Below are 16,308 nucleotides of genomic sequence, written 5' to 3' on the forward strand. Positions count from 1 at the left end.
TTCCTCTGCTGTACTCAAAATCAATGTTTGAATCACCTTCCAGACCTGCCTGGAAGAATGATAAAACCCCGGTCTTAATGCGATACCACTCGAACAGCCCGTTTCTGTAAGTTTGCCGTCACCGTCAATGTTTCTGAGGTTGCGCCAGGAATAGCGACAAAGACCCCCGAACCTGCAGATGACTCCACTTCCCACTGATAATTCATAGGTATTCCGTTACACAAAGCAATTGAACACATTGCAACGGCCAGGAGGTTATCCCCAACGACAGGATGCCCAGTCAGCTCGGTGCCGTTGCTGTATATCAACAATTTGACCGGTGTTTCTGGTACAAAAGAGATCTCTGTACTCGCCAAGTAGTCACCAATAGAGGCAGTAACTGTGACGACTCCGGCATTAACATTGGCTAGCTCCACCGTCACCAGCCCCTCATTATCTGTTCTGGCCATAGGGGACAGGACCGTCGCACCATTGTCTACCTCAAACTCCACTGCGGTAGCATCGATAGGATTGCCATGGCTATCGGTTACCCTTGCTTCAACCTTATTCACATCGACGCCATTAGCGTATGCATGATCGCTAATCACCATCAGCTCAATGGTGGCAGCGCTGCGATCGGCGGTGAGCACCACGTCGTGTGACTTCATCTCCACGGCGGCACCATTTACTGTAGGAACTACGGTTACCGTGCCTGCGACTGTTCCACTCAGTTTGGCGCTGTACACGCCGTTATTTTCCGTTACCGCGCTCAAAGTAACTTCGGGAATGCCCGTAACCTCAAAGGCCACCGTTAACCCGTTAATTGGCTGGTGATTGGTATCCTGGGCAGTAAAGTCCAACGTACTGGTCTGTAAACCATCAGCAATAATTTCTGCCGGTTCTACGCTAAAAAGGGAGTTTTCCGGGCTCAGTACCTGACTACTCACGATTAAATTAACTTTAGCTGAAGCCAGAGAGATATCATTAATTGTTGGAGCAATAATAGCTTCTCCCTGGGAGAAACCTGCCGTTAACTGATAGGTGTAGACCCCCGGTGCGGTCTCGGTAACGGCACTTAACAACGGGTTACTGATAGGCTGGGTTGTCCCCGTATTCGGTGTAAAATGCAATTCCGCTATCAGTTGGTCCCCCATTCCCTGAACCGGCAAGTTGTTAAGGTCTTTTAAAGTCAAGGTAATCATGCTTTTGGTAACGCCATCAGCAGGTATTTCGACTGGGGAAGCCTGAGTGCTGGAATTGACTATGCTGACATTTTGTTGCGTGACAACGATCTGCGTGGTACTGCGGTTTGAAGCATTGCCCTGATTATCATAAGCCACGGCAGCTAAGGTGTAGTTATTATTGCCAGCCATAAAAGGGGGTAATTTTAGCGAAATACTTTGTGAGGATGTTTGTATTACCATCCCCCCGGCTGCCACCAGCGATGCGCTATCCCAATCGATGCGTTCAAGCCCATATTTCGCCGTCACCTGTGCATCCACTTTGATCGTTTCAAAAGCACTTCCGGTCATTTGATCGGGCAATGCCAATTGGATTAACGTTTGTTTCTGGTACTCCAGCACAATCTGGTTATTACGCTCCACCAGATCATAACGGCTACCGGCCAGAGTACGGCTTGCAGCCACCGCAGAGGGATCAATTTGCGCCTGCCAGGATTCCCCCAGACGGTAGTTCAGTTGCATACTGATGCTGCTATCGTTACGGCTACCTTTACCTGCACGGTGCTCTGCTCCAATAGTGATCAGGGGGATCGGTGTATAGTTGATCCCCGCGGTGACCGCATAGGGATTTTTCTGCCGGTCATCCTTGCCAAACAATGCCACTTCGTCACCCCGGTACTGCTCAAACATCAACTTTCCACCCAACTGAGGATAAGCGGGCAAATAAGCCTCTGCCCGCAGATCATAGCCGTTGGCAGGGCGCTCATTGTAATCGGCAAAATCCCGGGATTGATGCCAATCGGTGAGAGCCAGATAGCTGTTAGCCGATAGCTTCAGGTAATCCGTCCAGGCTTCAACCCCAAAACCGACACGGTCGTTCTTACCCGTCATGTCACGATCATAAAAGGCGTTAACCCCATACATCCAATTATCTTGCACAGTCCGAACGCCCGCCCCGAGATTCACGGTGTTGCGGCTGTCTTTGTTTCTCATCCCTAACTGGCTGAATAAAAGCGATTTCTTGTCATCATAAAGCGGTACCAGAAGATCTACCGAGCTCCCTTCCAGGCTGAAGTCATCATTAAGATTAAGTTGAACGCGCGCCGTACCATACGAACTCAGCCAATGTTGTGCCGAATCATTGATTTCACCCACCACCATCGAACGCGCCATGCCTGCCGCTGCCAACGGGGTGTTATCATCGGCTAACAGTGTGGTCCCTTTTAACAGGCCATGTGCCAGCCTCTCATTATGTTGAGAAAGGGGTACCGCTGGGGAAGCTTCCGTTTGCTGGTTTTTTAAGCGCAATGATGCTGCAGTCGGGATATCAATTTCATCGCCGCTCCCCAGTTGATTGAACGGTTTTGAAAATGAGCGAAACTGATTAGCCTTTTTTAACTCATCCAGCGTAATATGCTGTTTTTTGGCAACACTATAGACTGTCTCACCTAACGATAAGGTATATGGCTCGGTTTCATACAGGGTAACAGGCTTGGTTAGGGGAGCCGGGGCAAGCATTTTTGCTATTACTGGGGCAAAGGAAAGGCTCAACGGAAATAACAGTTGCAAGGTAATATTAATCCACACAACAAGAGGTTTGAATGCCACGTAGGAAAACTCTAACGGGATATCAGTTAGAGTAGTTGGGCTTTCGTTTCTTCACAAATGGGAGGAGGCATTGAACAACACTATACTGGCTTCAAACCGAGGCTCGCTCCCGTCATCAGCGGTTGTTGAACCAGTCCAGCGTGGTTAACTCTGCTGGCTACGGTAAAGCATTTTCCTTCATACACCCTCTCCATCTGCGGTACTCCGCATGACCAAAGCCTGGATCGAACATCACGCGATCGTATAAGCTGTAACGGTACCCTCTGCATCCCCGATAGGGCAGCCGATAAAGCCCAACCGGATGCTCGCATAGCCTCAAGCGAACCAACCGATCTATGCTCATCTTATCTTGATGTTTTATAAGGAGTATTATCATATGATTGATCTGTATTACGCACCGACTCCCAATGGGCACAAAATTACCCTGCTTTTGGAGGAGGTTGGTTTACCTTATCGTATCCATCGCGTAAATATCAGTGCTGGCGATCAATTCGCACCAGCGTTTCTGGCCATTTCTCCCAACAACAAAATCCCGGCCATCGTCGATCAACAACCCGTTGACGGTGGGGCCCCCATCAACCTGTTTGAATCGGGCGAGATCCTGCTCTATCTGGCAGAGAAAACCGGTAAACTGCTCAGCAAAGGGGTTCGCGAACGGGCAGCAACGCTGCAATGGTTATTTTGGCAGGTTGCCGGATTTGGGCCGATGCTCGGGCAAAATCATCACTTCAACCACTATGCACCGCAACCTGTCCCCTACGCTATAGAACGCTACCAGCAGGAAACCAAACGCCTGTATGGCGTACTGGAAACCGAGTTGCAACGGCACCCATACCTGGGCGGCGACAACTACAGCATTGCCGATATTGCGACTTATCCCTGGGTAGTGTCTCATCCACGTCAGCGCATCGATCTGGCGGATTATCCGGCGGTACGCAACTGGTTTGAACGCATCCGCAACCGCCCGGCAACGGAACGCGCCTACAAATTGGCAGATCAAGCCTAACGCTGCCTTCCCCTCTCTTGCATCGTGTACACATCGGAGGGGGAAACCGGTGTGATCTCCCCCGCGTTGCTCTCTTTAAGCGTCTGGCTACATTATCTTTTCTTCACTTTCCGTGTATTCTGAGTACAAACAATCAGACCTCCGGAGAATCTCTGATGCCATGCCAGCAACCCGATGCCATTATCCGTATTAAAAACCTGCGGTTACGCACCTTCATCGGTATCAAGGAAGAAGAAATCAACAACCGTCAGGACGTTCTGATCAACGTGGCGATCCACTACCCGGCAGACAAGGCGCGTAACAGCGAAGACATTAGCGACGCCCTCAACTATCGCACCATCACCAAGGCGATCATTCGCCATATTGAAGACAACCGCTTCGCGCTGTTGGAAAAATTAACTCAGGATGTGCTCGACATAGTGAAACAACATCCATGGGTAACCTATGCTGAAGTAGAGATAGATAAATTGCTGGCCCTACGTTATGCAGACTCGGTTTCCATGACCATGAGTTACCGACGGGAAACCGCTTAGCACTCACCCTACCAGGGAGGCCGACCATGAAGATACTGATTACCGGCGCAACTGGGTTGATCGGCAGTAGCCTGACCAGGCAACTGCTGCACCTTTCGCATGAACTCACCCTGTTGACGCGCAACGTCGCCAAGGCACGGGATAAGTTCGGCGATCGGCTCAGCTACTGGGCTTCGCTTGATGAACAACGCTCTCTGGACGGCTTTGATGCCGTGATCAACCTGGCGGGTGAGCCGATTGCCGACAAACGCTGGAGCAAGGCGCAGAAAGAACTGCTATGCCGCAGCCGTTGGGATTTGACCGAACGACTAGCCACGCTCATCGCCGCCAGCAATACGCCACCTTCGGTACTGATTTCCGGCTCGGCGGTCGGTTATTACGGCGATCAGGGCCAGGCGGTGGTAACGGAAGAAGAACCTCCGCACGATGAATTTACCCACCAGTTGTGCCAACGCTGGGAGGCTCTGGCCTTACGGGCACAAAGTAGCTACACGCGCGTTTGTCTGCTGCGTACCGGCGTTGTGTTGTCGCCTAAAGGTGGAGCGCTGGCGAAGATGCTGCCGCCATTCCGTATGGGGTTAGGCGGGCCGATCGGCAATGGCCGCCAATATCTGCCCTGGATCCATATCGACGATATGGTCAATGCCATCATTTACCTGTTGGACAACACTCCGCTGCGTGGGCCCTTCAACATGGTGGCACCTTATCCGGTGCATAATGAACAGTTCACCGCCACCCTGGCCAAGGTGCTGGATCGCCCGGCGTTTCTGCGTGCGCCAGCCTTTGCCATGCGGTTACTGATGGGTGAAGCGGCGGTGTTGGTATTAGGGGGCAACGGGCGGTGCCGAGGCGGTTGGAAGAGGCTGGATTTGTTTTCCGTTTCTTTGAGCTGGAACAGGCGCTGGATGATGTGATCAATCAACAGGCTTGATGCCCTCTCACCGTCTCCCGCAGGGAGACGGTGAGAGGAAAAATATCTACTTCAGCGCTCCAGAAAGGAACTGTTGTAAACGCGGGCTCTTAGGGTTACCAAACAGCTCCGCAGGTGGCCCCTGCTCTTCAATCAGCCCCTGATGCAGGAAAATGACGTGGCTGGAGACATGGCGCGCAAACTCCATTTCGTGCGTCACCACCACCATGGTTTTCCCCTCTTCCGCCAATTTCTGCATAATGCGCAGCACTTCGCCCACCAGTTCAGGATCCAGCGCCGAAGTCGGTTCGTCGAACAGCAGCACTTCCGGCTCCATTGCCAACGCCCGGGCAATAGAAACGCGTTGCTGTTGCCCGCCGGAGAGGTGCACCGGGTATTTGATTTGCGCCCGCGCGTCAATGCCGACCTTATCCAGATAGCGCACCGCCCGTTCGCGCGCCTCAGCCTTGCTCAGCCCCAATACCTGGATTGGAGCTTCCATCACGTTCTCCAACACCGTCATGTGGCTCCACAGGTTGAAGTGCTGGAACACCATGGTCAGGCGGGTACGCAGCAACTGCAGCTGTTTCTTGTCAAAGACTCTAAGCTGGCCATCCTTGTCGCGCACCATACGAATATTTTCATTATTCAGGCTGATGGTGCCTTCGCTGGGCTTCTCCAGGAAGTTGATGCAACGCAGAAAGGTACTTTTACCGGAACCGGAAGAACCGATAATGCTAATCACATCGCCCGCATTGGCCGCCAGGGAGACCCCTTTCAGTACTTCATGGTCACCATAACGCTTGTGCAGTTCGGTGACGGCTAATTTTTGTTCAGGCATGGTGGATCCCCGTCATTCATCGATGAGTTACGTGTGCCATCCAGCGTTTTTCTGCCCTGCGGAACAGGCTGATCAACGTATAGGAGATAATCAGATACAGCACGGCCGCAATGCCAAAGGCATAAAACGGCTGGTAGGTCGCCGCGTTGATATCGCGGGCCACCTTCAACAGGTCCGGCACCGTGGCGGTAAAGGCCAGTGCGGTCGAATGCAGCATCAGAATAACTTCATTGCTGTACGCCGGTAATGCCGAGCGCAGCGCCGAAGGCAAAATAATGCAGCGATACAGTTTAAAGCTGGAAAACCCATAAGCCCTGGCCGCTTCAATTTCCCCATGCGGCACCGAACGAATGGCCCCGGCGAAAATCTCCGTGGTATAGGCACAGGTATTCAGCGTTAGCGCCAAAATGGTGCAGTTTAATCCGCTGCGGAAAAACGCATTGAGCAGCTCCGTACCCCGCACGATTTCCAGGCTGTACATACCGGAATAAAACACCAACAGTTGTACGTACAGCGGCGTACCGCGGAAAACATAGGTATACAGCCACACCGGGTAGCGTACCCAACGGGTGGAAGAAACCCGAGCTACCGCCATCGGGATGGCCAACAGCCCGCCCATGACCACCGAGGAGATCAGCAGCCACAGCGTCACCGCCACACCGGTATAGCGATAGCCATCGGTCCACAGCAGTTGCTGCCAATACTGATGCAGGATATCGATCATAGTTCGGCCCTTTTGACGCCCAGTGAATAACGCCGCTCAAGCCACAGCAATACGCCGTTGGAAATCGTGGTGAACAACAGATACACCAAGCCTGCGACAATGGCATAGAAGAAAGGCTGATAGGTGCCCTTTCCTGCCAGCTGCGTGGCCTTTACCAGATCGTTGAGTCCAAGAATGGAGACCAAGGCCGTCGCCTTGAGGATCACCTGCCAGTTGTTGCCGATGCCAGGTAACGCGAAGCGCATCATGGCCGGAAACAGAATGCGGCGGAAAATCTGCGAGTTGGAAAAACCGAAGGCGGTAGCCGCCTCGATCTGACCACGAGGCACCGCCAGGTAGGCTCCCCGGAAGGTTTCAGTAAAATAGGCTCCGTAGATAAAGCCCAGGGTAATGATGCCCGCCCCCAACGGATCGATATCAATCTGTGAGAAGCCAATAAACTCCGTCACGCTGTTGAGGGCAATTTGCAGACCGTAGAAGATCAACAGCATCAACACCAGGTCCGGCACTCCACGGATCAAGGTGGTATAGGCACCAAAGATCGTCGAAATAACAGGGTTTTGCGAAAGTTTACCGCCAGCGCCGATCAAACCAATCACCACCGCCAGCAATACGGAACTGAGGGCCAGCTCCAGCGTCACCAGAGCCCCCTCAAATATCAGTTGGGAGTAACCTTGTAGCATTTACGTCACCCTGTCGTCATTGAGCACGTCATGACACTCCAGCCAGAACAGGCCCGGAAGACCGGGCCTGTTGTCATAGAGAGTACCCGACAGGAATTAGCCGCCGTAAACGTCAAAGTCGAAGTATTTTTTCGCGAACTTATCGTAGGTGCCGTCTTTGCGCATTTCGGCAAAGGCTTTGTCCAGCGCCGCTTTCAGCTCGGTTTCATCCTTGCGCAGGCCCATACCGGTGCCGACACCAAAGAATTTATCGTCCTTCACCGACTCACCGGCAAACTCGTACTCTTTGCCTGGAGGCTGTTTCAGGAAGCCTTCGCTCGCGGCGACTTCATCTTGAAACGCTGCGTCAATACGCCCAGAAGCCAAATCCGCATACACAAGATCCTGATTCTGGTAAGGCACCACGGTCACGCCTTTTGGCTGCCAATTGGCATTAGCGAAGGCTTCCTGGGTAGTACCCTGCAATACGCCGATGCTTTTGCCCTTCAGCGCATCGACGTTTGGCAGGATCTTGGAGCCTTTTGGTGCGATCAGGCGTGAGTTGGCCGCAAACAGCTTGTCGGTAAAGGCAATTTCCTGCTGGCGTTTTTCGGTAATGGACAGAGAAGAGATAATAGCGTCGATTTTCTTCGCTTTCAGAGAGGGGATCAGCGCATCAAAATCGCTTTCCACAAAGATACACTTGGTGTTTATGCGTTTGCACAGCTCGGTGGCCAGATCGATATCGAAGCCAACCAGTTGACCCTGCGCATTTTTCGACTCAAACGGCGCATAGGTGGGATCGGTACCGATTTTCAGCGTGGAAGGTAATGCGGCGAATGCACTGCTAACCGCGCTCAAAGCCAAAACTAAAGGGAGAACTTTAACAAGCTTTTTCATAATTACCCTCAAATGGATATTTTTGCCGATGCCACTACGGGCATTACTTTCATCACACACAGGATCTGCAGTAATCATGCCACTTTGTCATTAGCGAGCGCGGGGAACGGCCACGCTCTGTTCAAAGCTCTTCCCAGAGACAACGAACGACAAAATGAACGGCAAACTCGGGCTTCGCCATGGTTAACCTACAAGTTACTGAAACAGAGTGCATGGGGAAGCAGGATCATTATGATGCATCAATCGCACTAAATCAGTGCGATGTTGCACAAATGTATAAATTTGAGGGTGAATTAGTTAATTAACGCCTTGCCAACGCGTGAAGAGATCTTGCGGCAGTTCGATGTCAAACTGGTCGATAACCCGATTAACGGTCTGATCGATAATATCATCAACGGTTTGCGGACGATGGTAGAAGGCCGGTACCGGCGGCATAATCACCGCCCCCATCTCCGCTGCCTGGGTCATCAGCCGCAGATGGCCCAGATGCAACGGTGTTTCGCGCACGCAGAGCACCAATGGCCGACGCTCTTTGAGCACCACATCGGCGGCGCGAGTCAGCAGCCCATCGCTGTAACTGTTGACGATGCCAGATAACGTTTTGATTGAGCATGGCAAAATCACCATCCCCATGGTTTTGAACGATCCGGAGGAAATACTGGCGGCAATATCACGCGCATCGTGCACCACATCGGCCAAGGCCTGCACGTCACGCAGGCTCAGAGAGGTTTCCAACGCCAGCGTCTGGCGCGCCGCGTTGCTCATTACCAAGTGGGTTTCCACCTCTTCTACACCACGCAGCACCTGCAATAAGCGCACGCCGTAGATAGCGCCGCTGGCGCCGGAAATACCGATAATGAGTCTTTTCATCAAGCTGGCCTTTGTCGGGAAATATGCCGTAAGGATAGCCGAAGAGGGGTAGGTTTGGCAGCAACCTTCGTAGATTCGAGGTGGGAATAAGACAATGCACCGTAACCAACGCTACGGTGCACCGTTTTGGTGAGCTACGCGGGCGCGTTAGCCCTCGTTATGCATTTCCAGATTTTCTGCTTCCGTCTGGCCGCGCAACGCTTTGGCATCGTCATTACGCAGCGTTTCCAGATATTCCAGATAGCTCTGGTCAACGTCTTTGGTCACGTAAATGCCGTTAAACACCGAGCATTCGAACTGGGCGATATCCGGGTTCTCTTCGCGTACTGCGGCGATCAGGTCGTCCAGATCCTGGAAAATCAGGCCATCGGCACCAATAATCTGGCGGATTTCGTCCACTTCACGCCCATGGGCAATCAGCTCCGTTGCGCTCGGCATATCGATACCGTACACGTTAGGGAAGCGGATCTCCGGGGCCGCAGAAGCCAGATAAACCCGTTTGGCCCCGGCGTCACGCGCCATCTCTACGATCTGCTCAGAAGTGGTACCGCGGACGATGGAGTCATCAACCAGCAGCACGTTCTTATCGCGGAATTCGGCACGATTGGCGTTCAGCTTGCGGCGTACCGACTTACGGCGAGCCTGTTGGCCCGGCATGATGAAGGTGCGGCCAACATAGCGATTCTTGACGAAGCCCTGGCGATACGGCTTATCCAGAATACGAGCAATCTCCAGCGCGATATCGCAAGAGGTTTCCGGGATCGGGATCACCACGTCGATATCCAGATCTTCCCATTCGCGCGCAATCTTCTCACCCAATTTCTGCCCCATACGCACGCGGGCGCTGTAGACGGAGATCTTGTCCATAAAGGAGTCAGGACGGGCAAAATAGACATACTCGAACAGGCATGGATTGGTTTTTGGGTTCTCCGCACACTGGCGAGTGAACAGCTGGCCTTTTTCGGTGATGTACACCGCTTCGCCCGGTGCTACGTCGCGCAGGAAGTCGAAGCCCAAGGTATCCAGCGCCACACTCTCAGAAGCCACCATGTACTCACAGCGGCCATCTTCCAGCTCACGTTTGCCGATCACCAGCGGGCGAATGCCGTTAGGATCGCGGAACGCCACCAGACCGTGGCCGATAATCATGGCTACGCAGGCATAAGCGCCACGCAGTTGCTGATGCATCGCGGCAACGGCGGTAAAAATGTTGTCGGACTCCAGTGGATAATGCGGGAATCGGTCTAGCTCGGTAGCCAGCACGTTCAGCAGGATCTCGGAATCGGAAGTGGTGTTGACATGACGGCGGCCTCGCTCAAACAGCTGTTGGCGCAGTTCGTGGGCGTTGGTCAGGTTGCCGTTGTGTGCCAGCGTAATGCCGAACGGCGAGTTGACATAGAAAGGTTGAGCTTCTGAAGCGCTGGAGCTGCCAGCCGTTGGGTAACGCACATGGCCAATGCCCATGTTGCCCTGCAGGCGCAGCATATGGCGGGCTTCAAATACATCTTTCACCAGACCATTTGCCTTGCGCAGGCGGAACCCATTATGGGCATCAATAGTGACGATGCCAGCGGCATCCTGTCCACGATGCTGGAGCACCATCAATGCATCATAAATCGACTGGTTTACCGGCATAAAACCGGCGATACCGACAATACCGCACATGTTGTCTTTTCCTCTAAGCCGCTACCGCCCCGGTAATTGGGTTGGTAAGAAACTCGACGTGCTTTGCAGATAGTCAAAGAACCATCTGATGATGTAACTGAACTGGGGGATCAGCTGTGACTGTTTCCAGTCCGCACTTTGCGACAGGGTGGTAAAGGTATCCAGGAAGAACAGTATCGCCGCTACGATCAACACGCCGCGCAGTGCGCCGAAACACACGCCCAGCACCCGATCGGTGCCCGATAACCCGGTTTTCTCTACCAATGACCCAATCACATAGTTAACGATAGCGCCCACAATCAGCGTTGCGATAAACAAAATGGCAATCGCAATGCCGTTACGTACCAGCTCATCTTCAAAACGGGTGAAGTAGGCTGCAAGGTATGGGTAGAAATGGCTGGCAACAAAGAACGCACATCCCCATGTCACAAGTGACAATGCTTCGCGAACAAAACCTCGGATCAGGCTCACCAGAGCCGAAAATCCAATCAACGCTATAATGACGTAATCAATCCAGACCATGAACTATTCCAATGATGAATCGCCCCTGCATCCAATCGCGGCGAATTCTAACAGAAAAAGAAAACGTTTGCGTAGCGGATTTCCCACCACGTAACAAATAAAAAACGGCGATGTTACCCTATGGATTTCAAGCTGCAGCTAGGCGACAAGCTATCTCATCCTCAGGAGCTTACGTTTAGTAAGTGACTGGGGTGAGATAGCGCAGGTAACAACGCTGCAGCTTGAAAGACGACGGGTATTAAAATTGCTAATCGCCGCGCCTACTTAGGATATCCGACCCCTGAAAGGCACAATTTTAGTGGTGATTTGGCAATCCTCCTCCTTGAGCACTGTGGCCCCTCACCCTAACCCTCTCCCACAGGGAGAGGGGATCGTCCGAGTCGCGGATAACGGTTGTGACACAATTCCGACTTTCCCGTACCTTCTCCAACAGGGAGGGGATCGTCCAAGTCACGGCTAGCGGTTGTGACACAACTCCGACTTTCCCCGAACCTTCTCCCACAGGGAGAGGGGATCATCCGAGTCGCGGTTAACGGTTGTGACACAATTCCGACTTTCCCGTACCTTCTCCAACAGGGAGGGGATCGTCCAAGTCACGGCTAGCGGTTGTGACACAACTCCGACTTTCCCCGAACCTTCTCCCACAGGAAGGGGATCGTCCGAGTCGCGGTTAGCGGTTGTGACACTACTCCAGTTCCCTCTTGATATTTTACAAGGGCATAGGAAAAACTACTGGCTTATACCCTATGGATTTCGAGTTGCAGCTAGGCGCCAAGCTATCTCATCCCCAGGAGCTTACTTTTGTAAGTGACTGGGGTGAGATAGTGCAGGTAACAACGCTGCAGCTTGAAAGACGACGGGTATATCAACGCGCGCTATACGCCTTCACCTGCCCGCTTAACCCACTGATCCCATTCAGCTCCGCCAGCGAAGCCTGCAGCTTCTGCTTCGAGGCATCTGGGCCAACGTAGATGCGGGTGATCTCACCCTGCACCGGCGTGGATGGCACGGTATAAGCCCGGTGCCCAGACAGGCGCAGCGAAGCGACGATCTCATTGACCTTGGCAGCATTCTTCAACGCCCCCAACTGCACCACATAGGCCTGACCAGCCGGTGCCTTTTCTTCAACCGCAGGTTTGGTTTCAGGCTTCGGCTCTGGTTTCACTTCCGGCTTTGGCTCTACCTTTGGCGGTGTTGGCACTGGCTTAGGTTTCACTTCCACCGGCTTCACTTCTACCGGTTTAGATTCCACAGGCTTGGGTTTGGTTGGCTGAACCGGTTTGGTTTCGATAGGTGGCGGAGCAACAACCGCAGGCTGCTGCGGTTGAGTCGTTTGATTAGCCGCCTGCTGGGCGGAAGCCTCGGCGGCGGCCTGCTGCTGCTCAACCAAAGCACCAGCCCCCTCCGGTGGAACCGAAGGTAGCGCCTGATTGGCCGGTGGGATCACGTCGATTTCATGAGCATCCCCCGGTTTGGGCACCAACGGGATCGCCGCAAACTCATCCTCATAATGCTTCTTTTTACCGTCAAGCAGCCCCGGCAGGACAATTACCCCCAGGGCAACCAAAATCACGGTTCCAACCAGTCGATTCTGAAATTTACTTGCCACTCACACTCCCCGCCTCTCGTCTAACGCCGCCATCACGTGGGCAACAGTGTGGAAAGACCCACAGACGATCACAATATCCTGAATATCCGCGTCCTGCATAGCCTGACGCCAGGCAGTTTCGACATCGGCAAACTTGCGTGGTTCCGTTAAATACTGTGCCAGCAGCTCAACGCTGGCCCCGCGCGGGCCTTCCAGCGGCGCGCAGTACCACTCGTCCACCTGTTCGCTCAGGCAGGCCAACGTACCGGCAATGTCTTTGTCCGACAGCATCCCCACCACCGCGCGAACCACACCGCCATTGCGGGGGAGTTTCGCCAATCGCCCAGCCAGATAGGCCGCAGCATGAGGGTTGTGGGCAACGTCCAGGATCAGCTGCGGGTTCTGCTGCACGATCTGAAAACGCCCTGGCAAAGCGGCCTGCTGTAGACCGGCAAAAATCGCCTTCTCGTCGATTTCCAGCGCCGAATAGTGCAGCGCAGCCAATGCCGTCGCCGCGTTCGCCAAGGGGACGTTAGGCATAGGGAGATCGGTCAGGCGTGTGCCGCCCCCTTCCCATTGCCAGCGTTCGCCCTGTTCGCTGAACGACCAAGCTTCATCACGGCGGTACAGTTGAGCGTTGAGATCTTCTGCTACCTGCCGGATGCTATGTGGCATATCCGGCTCACCGACTACGGCAGGTTTGCCGCCACGGAATATCCCCGCCTTCTCGCGGCCGATGCTTTCACGATCGTGGCCTAGCCAATCGGTGTGATCCAAGGCAATGCTGGTCACCACGGCGACGCTTGGCTCAACGATATTGGTCGCGTCCAGACGCCCCCCCAGGCCCACTTCCAGGATCACTACGTCGAGCCTGGCCTGCTTAAACAGCTGTAACGCCGAAAGGGTGCCAAATTCGAAATAGGTCAGCGAGGTTTCCCCCCGGCCAGCTTCAATCGCGGCAAAGGAGCGGCTGTGTTCAGCCTCACTCAGCTCTTCACCCTGTATGCGCACCCGTTCGGTGTAACGCACCAGATGCGGTGAACTGTAAACCCCGACCCGCAGCCCGGCAGCCAGCAAAATGGCCTCTAACGTGCGGCAGGTGGTGCCTTTGCCGTTAGTGCCGGCAACGGTAAATACCGTAGGAGCAGGAGTGAGAAGGTCAAGGTGCGCCGCAACGTGTTGCACACGCTCCAGGCCGAGTTCGATCGCCTGGCTATGCAGACGTTCCAGATAGTAAAGCCACGAGCTCAATGGCGACGTGGCTTGGGGAATTTGGTGGTTTTGCATGAGTCCCATCACTGACTTTGGGTTCATAAATCCGTAAGACGCATCGCCCTGACGACGTCAAAAGCGATGCTCTTCGTTTCCCGCCGCAACTTAGCCACAAAATGACGGCGGAACCCGGCGCAGGCTTGCACCTATGCCGGGTCTTTGTCTGCTCCTCAGGCGTCGGCCTGATTTTCCTGAGCGATGACCGGCGCGGCCTCATCGAAATGCGGCTGCGGCTGGTTGGTCAGCTTGGAAAGAATACTGGCCAGGGTCTGACGCATCACCGGACGGCGCACGATCATGTCGACAGCGCCCTTTTCAATCAGGAACTCGCTGCGCTGGAAGCCCGGCGGCAGTTTTTCACGTACGGTTTGTTCGATAACCCGTGGCCCGGCAAAGCCGATCAGCGCTTTTGGCTCGGCAATGTTGATATCGCCCAGCATAGCCAGGCTGGCGGACACGCCGCCCATGGTCGGATCGGTCAGTACCGAAATATACGGCAGGCCACGCTCTTGCAGCTTGGCCAACGCGGCGCTGGTTTTCGCCATCTGCATCAGCGACATCAGCGCTTCCTGCATACGCGCACCGCCACTGGCAGAGAAGCACACCAGCGGGCAATTATCTTCCAACGCCTGCTCAACCGCACGCACAAAGCGCGCACCGACTACAGAAGACATCGAACCACCGATAAAGGCGAATTCGAAGGAGGCTGCAACGATCGGCATGCCATACAGCGTGCCCTTCATCACCACCAGCGCGTCTTTCTCGCCGGTTGCTTTCTGTGCGGCAACCAGACGATCTTTGTACTTTTTGGAATCCTTGAACTTCAGAACGTCTTTCGGCTCCAGTTCGCTCCCCAGTTCCACTTCACTGCCTTCATCCAGCAAGGTATGCAGACGCATACGGGCTGACATGCGCATGTGGTGGTCGCACTTGGGGCAGACCTCAAGGTTACGCTCCAATTCGGCACGGTAAAGGACCTGACCACAGCTATCGCATTTGGTCCAGACCCCTTCAGGAATGCTCACCTTACGGGTTTGCGTAACATTGCTTTTGTTGAGAATTCGTTCAATCCAGCTCATCGATGACCTTTCTGTTTGAACCTGGCAGACACCCGTCCGCTGTTCATGCCTTAACAATCCTCCCGAAACACACCCCATGCAAAAATGCCGAGCTAAGCGCAACAGGGCGCTACCAGGGCATTGGCTTCAGGGTCGTTCGCGGGAACAGACCATAAATGTCGCTCATTAAACCATATCGGCCCGATTGTGTGGACAAAAAACTGGTCGAACCGACGGGTTAAGCGGTGTTTTTACTGTTTTTGTTGGCGGGCAGCCGCGCGTTTATGGCGCCAGATTTCAATAATGCCCGGCAGAATTGAAACCAGGATGATGCCAACAATCAACAACTTCAAGTTTTCCTGCACGATCGGCAAGTCGCCAAACAGGTAGCCAGCATAAGTGAACAGCAGCACCCAAAGTAGCGCACCAATCACGTTATAGGCAGCAAAGTGGCGATAGGACATATGCCCCATACCGGCCACGAACGGCGCAAAGGTGCGCACGATCGGCACAAATCGCGCCAGAATAATGGTTTTTCCGCCGTGTTTCTCGTAGAACTGGTGGGTTTTGTCCAGATAGCTACGACGGAAAATTTTCGAGTTCGGGTTGCTGAACAGCTTTTCGCCGAACAGCCGACCAATAGTGTAGTTGACGGCATCGCCAATCACCGCCGCAATCACCATCAACGCCACCATGGTATGCACGTTGAGATCGTTGGAAGGCAACGCGGCCAGCGCACCGGCGACAAACAGCAGAGAATCCCCCGGCAGGAACGGCGTCACCACCAGCCCGGTTTCACAAAACAGGATCAGGAACAGAATACCGTAAACCCACATACCGTATTGCGCGACCAGTTCTGCCAGGTGCACATCAATATGCAAAATAAAATCAATCAGAAACTTGATGATGTCCATAAACACTCTCAATTGACCGGGTGTGTCTCTCACCCGGCGTTGGCACCCATAAATAACGTATTAATCTGCCAGCCT

General features: G+C 53.7%; 14 protein-coding genes and 1 pseudogene. 3 read left to right on the forward strand and 12 right to left on the reverse strand.

Translation table 11 applies throughout. From position 1 onward, the window contains the following. Window positions 1–74: 74 nt before the first annotated feature. Window positions 75–2,768 (reverse strand): ZirU family protein, encoded by a 2,694-nt coding sequence (locus D9980_RS11935; RefSeq protein WP_238393710.1) that lies wholly within the window; start codon window positions 2,766–2,768, stop codon window positions 75–77. A gap of 376 nt (window positions 2,769–3,144) precedes the next feature. On the opposite strand from D9980_RS11935, the gene yfcG reads away from it, so the two are divergent. The 3 genes and pseudogenes from yfcG to D9980_RS11950 all read left to right on the forward strand — a co-directional run bounded on the left by yfcG (window position 3,145) and on the right by D9980_RS11950 (window position 5,238). Then, complete coding sequence (gene yfcG / locus D9980_RS11940) at window positions 3,145–3,774, forward strand: GSH-dependent disulfide bond oxidoreductase (protein WP_121607404.1); 630 nt, start codon at window positions 3,145–3,147, stop codon at window positions 3,772–3,774. Window positions 3,775–3,929: 155 nt separating this feature from the next. Further along, window positions 3,930–4,307 carry a dihydroneopterin triphosphate 2'-epimerase gene (gene folX, locus D9980_RS11945; protein WP_021178565.1) on the forward strand — a complete coding sequence of 126 codons (378 nt, stop codon included), beginning with the start codon at window positions 3,930–3,932 and terminating at the stop codon, window positions 4,305–4,307. Between the two features lie 26 nt (window positions 4,308–4,333). Continuing rightward, window positions 4,334–5,238 (forward strand): annotated as a pseudogene (locus D9980_RS11950) (TIGR01777 family oxidoreductase). Between the two features lie 46 nt (window positions 5,239–5,284). Here the strand turns inward: D9980_RS11950 and hisP are convergent. The 11 genes from hisP to D9980_RS12005 form a co-directional block, all read right to left on the reverse strand. Beyond that, window positions 5,285–6,058, reverse strand: a complete 774-nt coding sequence (gene hisP, locus D9980_RS11955) for a histidine ABC transporter ATP-binding protein HisP (RefSeq protein WP_024485208.1) — start codon at window positions 6,056–6,058, stop codon at window positions 5,285–5,287. Between the two features lie 16 nt (window positions 6,059–6,074). Next, window positions 6,075–6,782 (reverse strand): ABC transporter permease, encoded by a 708-nt coding sequence (locus tag D9980_RS11960; protein WP_024485209.1) that lies wholly within the window; start codon window positions 6,780–6,782, stop codon window positions 6,075–6,077. Next, window positions 6,779–7,465 (reverse strand): histidine ABC transporter permease HisQ, encoded by a 687-nt coding sequence (locus D9980_RS11965; protein ID WP_121607405.1) that lies wholly within the window; start codon window positions 7,463–7,465, stop codon window positions 6,779–6,781. The genes D9980_RS11960 and D9980_RS11965 overlap by 4 nt, the downstream gene beginning before the upstream one ends. 96 nt (window positions 7,466–7,561) lie before the next feature. Continuing rightward, on the reverse strand, window positions 7,562–8,344 hold the full coding sequence (hisJ, locus tag D9980_RS11970; protein WP_121609013.1) for a histidine ABC transporter substrate-binding protein HisJ: 783 nt from the start codon (window positions 8,342–8,344) through the stop codon (window positions 7,562–7,564). Between the two features lie 297 nt (window positions 8,345–8,641). Then, window positions 8,642–9,214, reverse strand: a complete 573-nt coding sequence (locus D9980_RS11975) for a UbiX family flavin prenyltransferase (RefSeq protein WP_024530661.1) — start codon at window positions 9,212–9,214, stop codon at window positions 8,642–8,644. Window positions 9,215–9,361: 147 nt separating this feature from the next. After that, a complete protein-coding gene (gene purF, locus D9980_RS11980) occupies window positions 9,362–10,879 on the reverse strand; it encodes an amidophosphoribosyltransferase (protein WP_021178572.1) in 1,518 nt (505 codons plus the stop codon). A 21-nt stretch (window positions 10,880–10,900) separates the two neighbouring features. Then, window positions 10,901–11,401 carry a colicin V production protein gene (gene cvpA, locus D9980_RS11985; protein ID WP_024485212.1) on the reverse strand — a complete coding sequence of 167 codons (501 nt, stop codon included), beginning with the start codon at window positions 11,399–11,401 and terminating at the stop codon, window positions 10,901–10,903. 865 nt (window positions 11,402–12,266) lie between these two features. Next, complete coding sequence (gene dedD / locus D9980_RS11990) at window positions 12,267–13,010, reverse strand: cell division protein DedD (RefSeq protein ID WP_098930342.1); 744 nt, start codon at window positions 13,008–13,010, stop codon at window positions 12,267–12,269. Beyond that, window positions 13,011–14,276 (reverse strand): bifunctional tetrahydrofolate synthase/dihydrofolate synthase, encoded by a 1,266-nt coding sequence (folC, locus tag D9980_RS11995; protein WP_121607406.1) that lies wholly within the window; start codon window positions 14,274–14,276, stop codon window positions 13,011–13,013. It lies immediately after the preceding gene. A gap of 155 nt (window positions 14,277–14,431) precedes the next feature. Beyond that, on the reverse strand, window positions 14,432–15,340 hold the full coding sequence (gene accD / locus D9980_RS12000; RefSeq protein WP_121607407.1) for an acetyl-CoA carboxylase, carboxyltransferase subunit beta: 909 nt from the start codon (window positions 15,338–15,340) through the stop codon (window positions 14,432–14,434). Window positions 15,341–15,570: 230 nt separating this feature from the next. Further along, window positions 15,571–16,233 (reverse strand): DedA family protein, encoded by a 663-nt coding sequence (locus D9980_RS12005; protein ID WP_024485601.1) that lies wholly within the window; start codon window positions 16,231–16,233, stop codon window positions 15,571–15,573. Window positions 16,234–16,308 lie beyond the last annotated feature (75 nt).

The sequence above is a fragment of the Serratia sp. 3ACOL1 genome (assembly GCF_003668775.1).
Classification (GTDB): Bacteria; Pseudomonadota; Gammaproteobacteria; order Enterobacterales; family Enterobacteriaceae; genus Chania; species Chania fonticola.

Coding starts and splice junctions, on each gene's coding strand:
- D9980_RS11960 (WP_024485209.1), bottom strand. CDS start 6,782: ATGATCGATATCCTGCATCAGTATTGGCAGCAACTGCTGTGGACCGAT.
- yfcG (WP_121607404.1), top strand. CDS start 3,145: ATGATTGATCTGTATTACGCACCGACTCCCAATGGGCACAAAATTACC.
- accD (WP_121607407.1), bottom strand. CDS start 15,340: ATGAGCTGGATTGAACGAATTCTCAACAAAAGCAATGTTACGCAAACC.
- folC (WP_121607406.1), bottom strand. CDS start 14,276: ATGCAAAACCACCAAATTCCCCAAGCCACGTCGCCATTGAGCTCGTGG.
- hisJ (WP_121609013.1), bottom strand. CDS start 8,344: ATGAAAAAGCTTGTTAAAGTTCTCCCTTTAGTTTTGGCTTTGAGCGCG.
- D9980_RS11965 (WP_121607405.1), bottom strand. CDS start 7,465: ATGCTACAAGGTTACTCCCAACTGATATTTGAGGGGGCTCTGGTGACG.
- D9980_RS12005 (WP_024485601.1), bottom strand. CDS start 16,233: ATGGACATCATCAAGTTTCTGATTGATTTTATTTTGCATATTGATGTG.
- folX (WP_021178565.1), top strand. CDS start 3,930: ATGCCATGCCAGCAACCCGATGCCATTATCCGTATTAAAAACCTGCGG.
- cvpA (WP_024485212.1), bottom strand. CDS start 11,401: ATGGTCTGGATTGATTACGTCATTATAGCGTTGATTGGATTTTCGGCT.
- D9980_RS11975 (WP_024530661.1), bottom strand. CDS start 9,214: ATGAAAAGACTCATTATCGGTATTTCCGGCGCCAGCGGCGCTATCTAC.
- purF (WP_021178572.1), bottom strand. CDS start 10,879: ATGTGCGGTATTGTCGGTATCGCCGGTTTTATGCCGGTAAACCAGTCG.
- hisP (WP_024485208.1), bottom strand. CDS start 6,058: ATGCCTGAACAAAAATTAGCCGTCACCGAACTGCACAAGCGTTATGGT.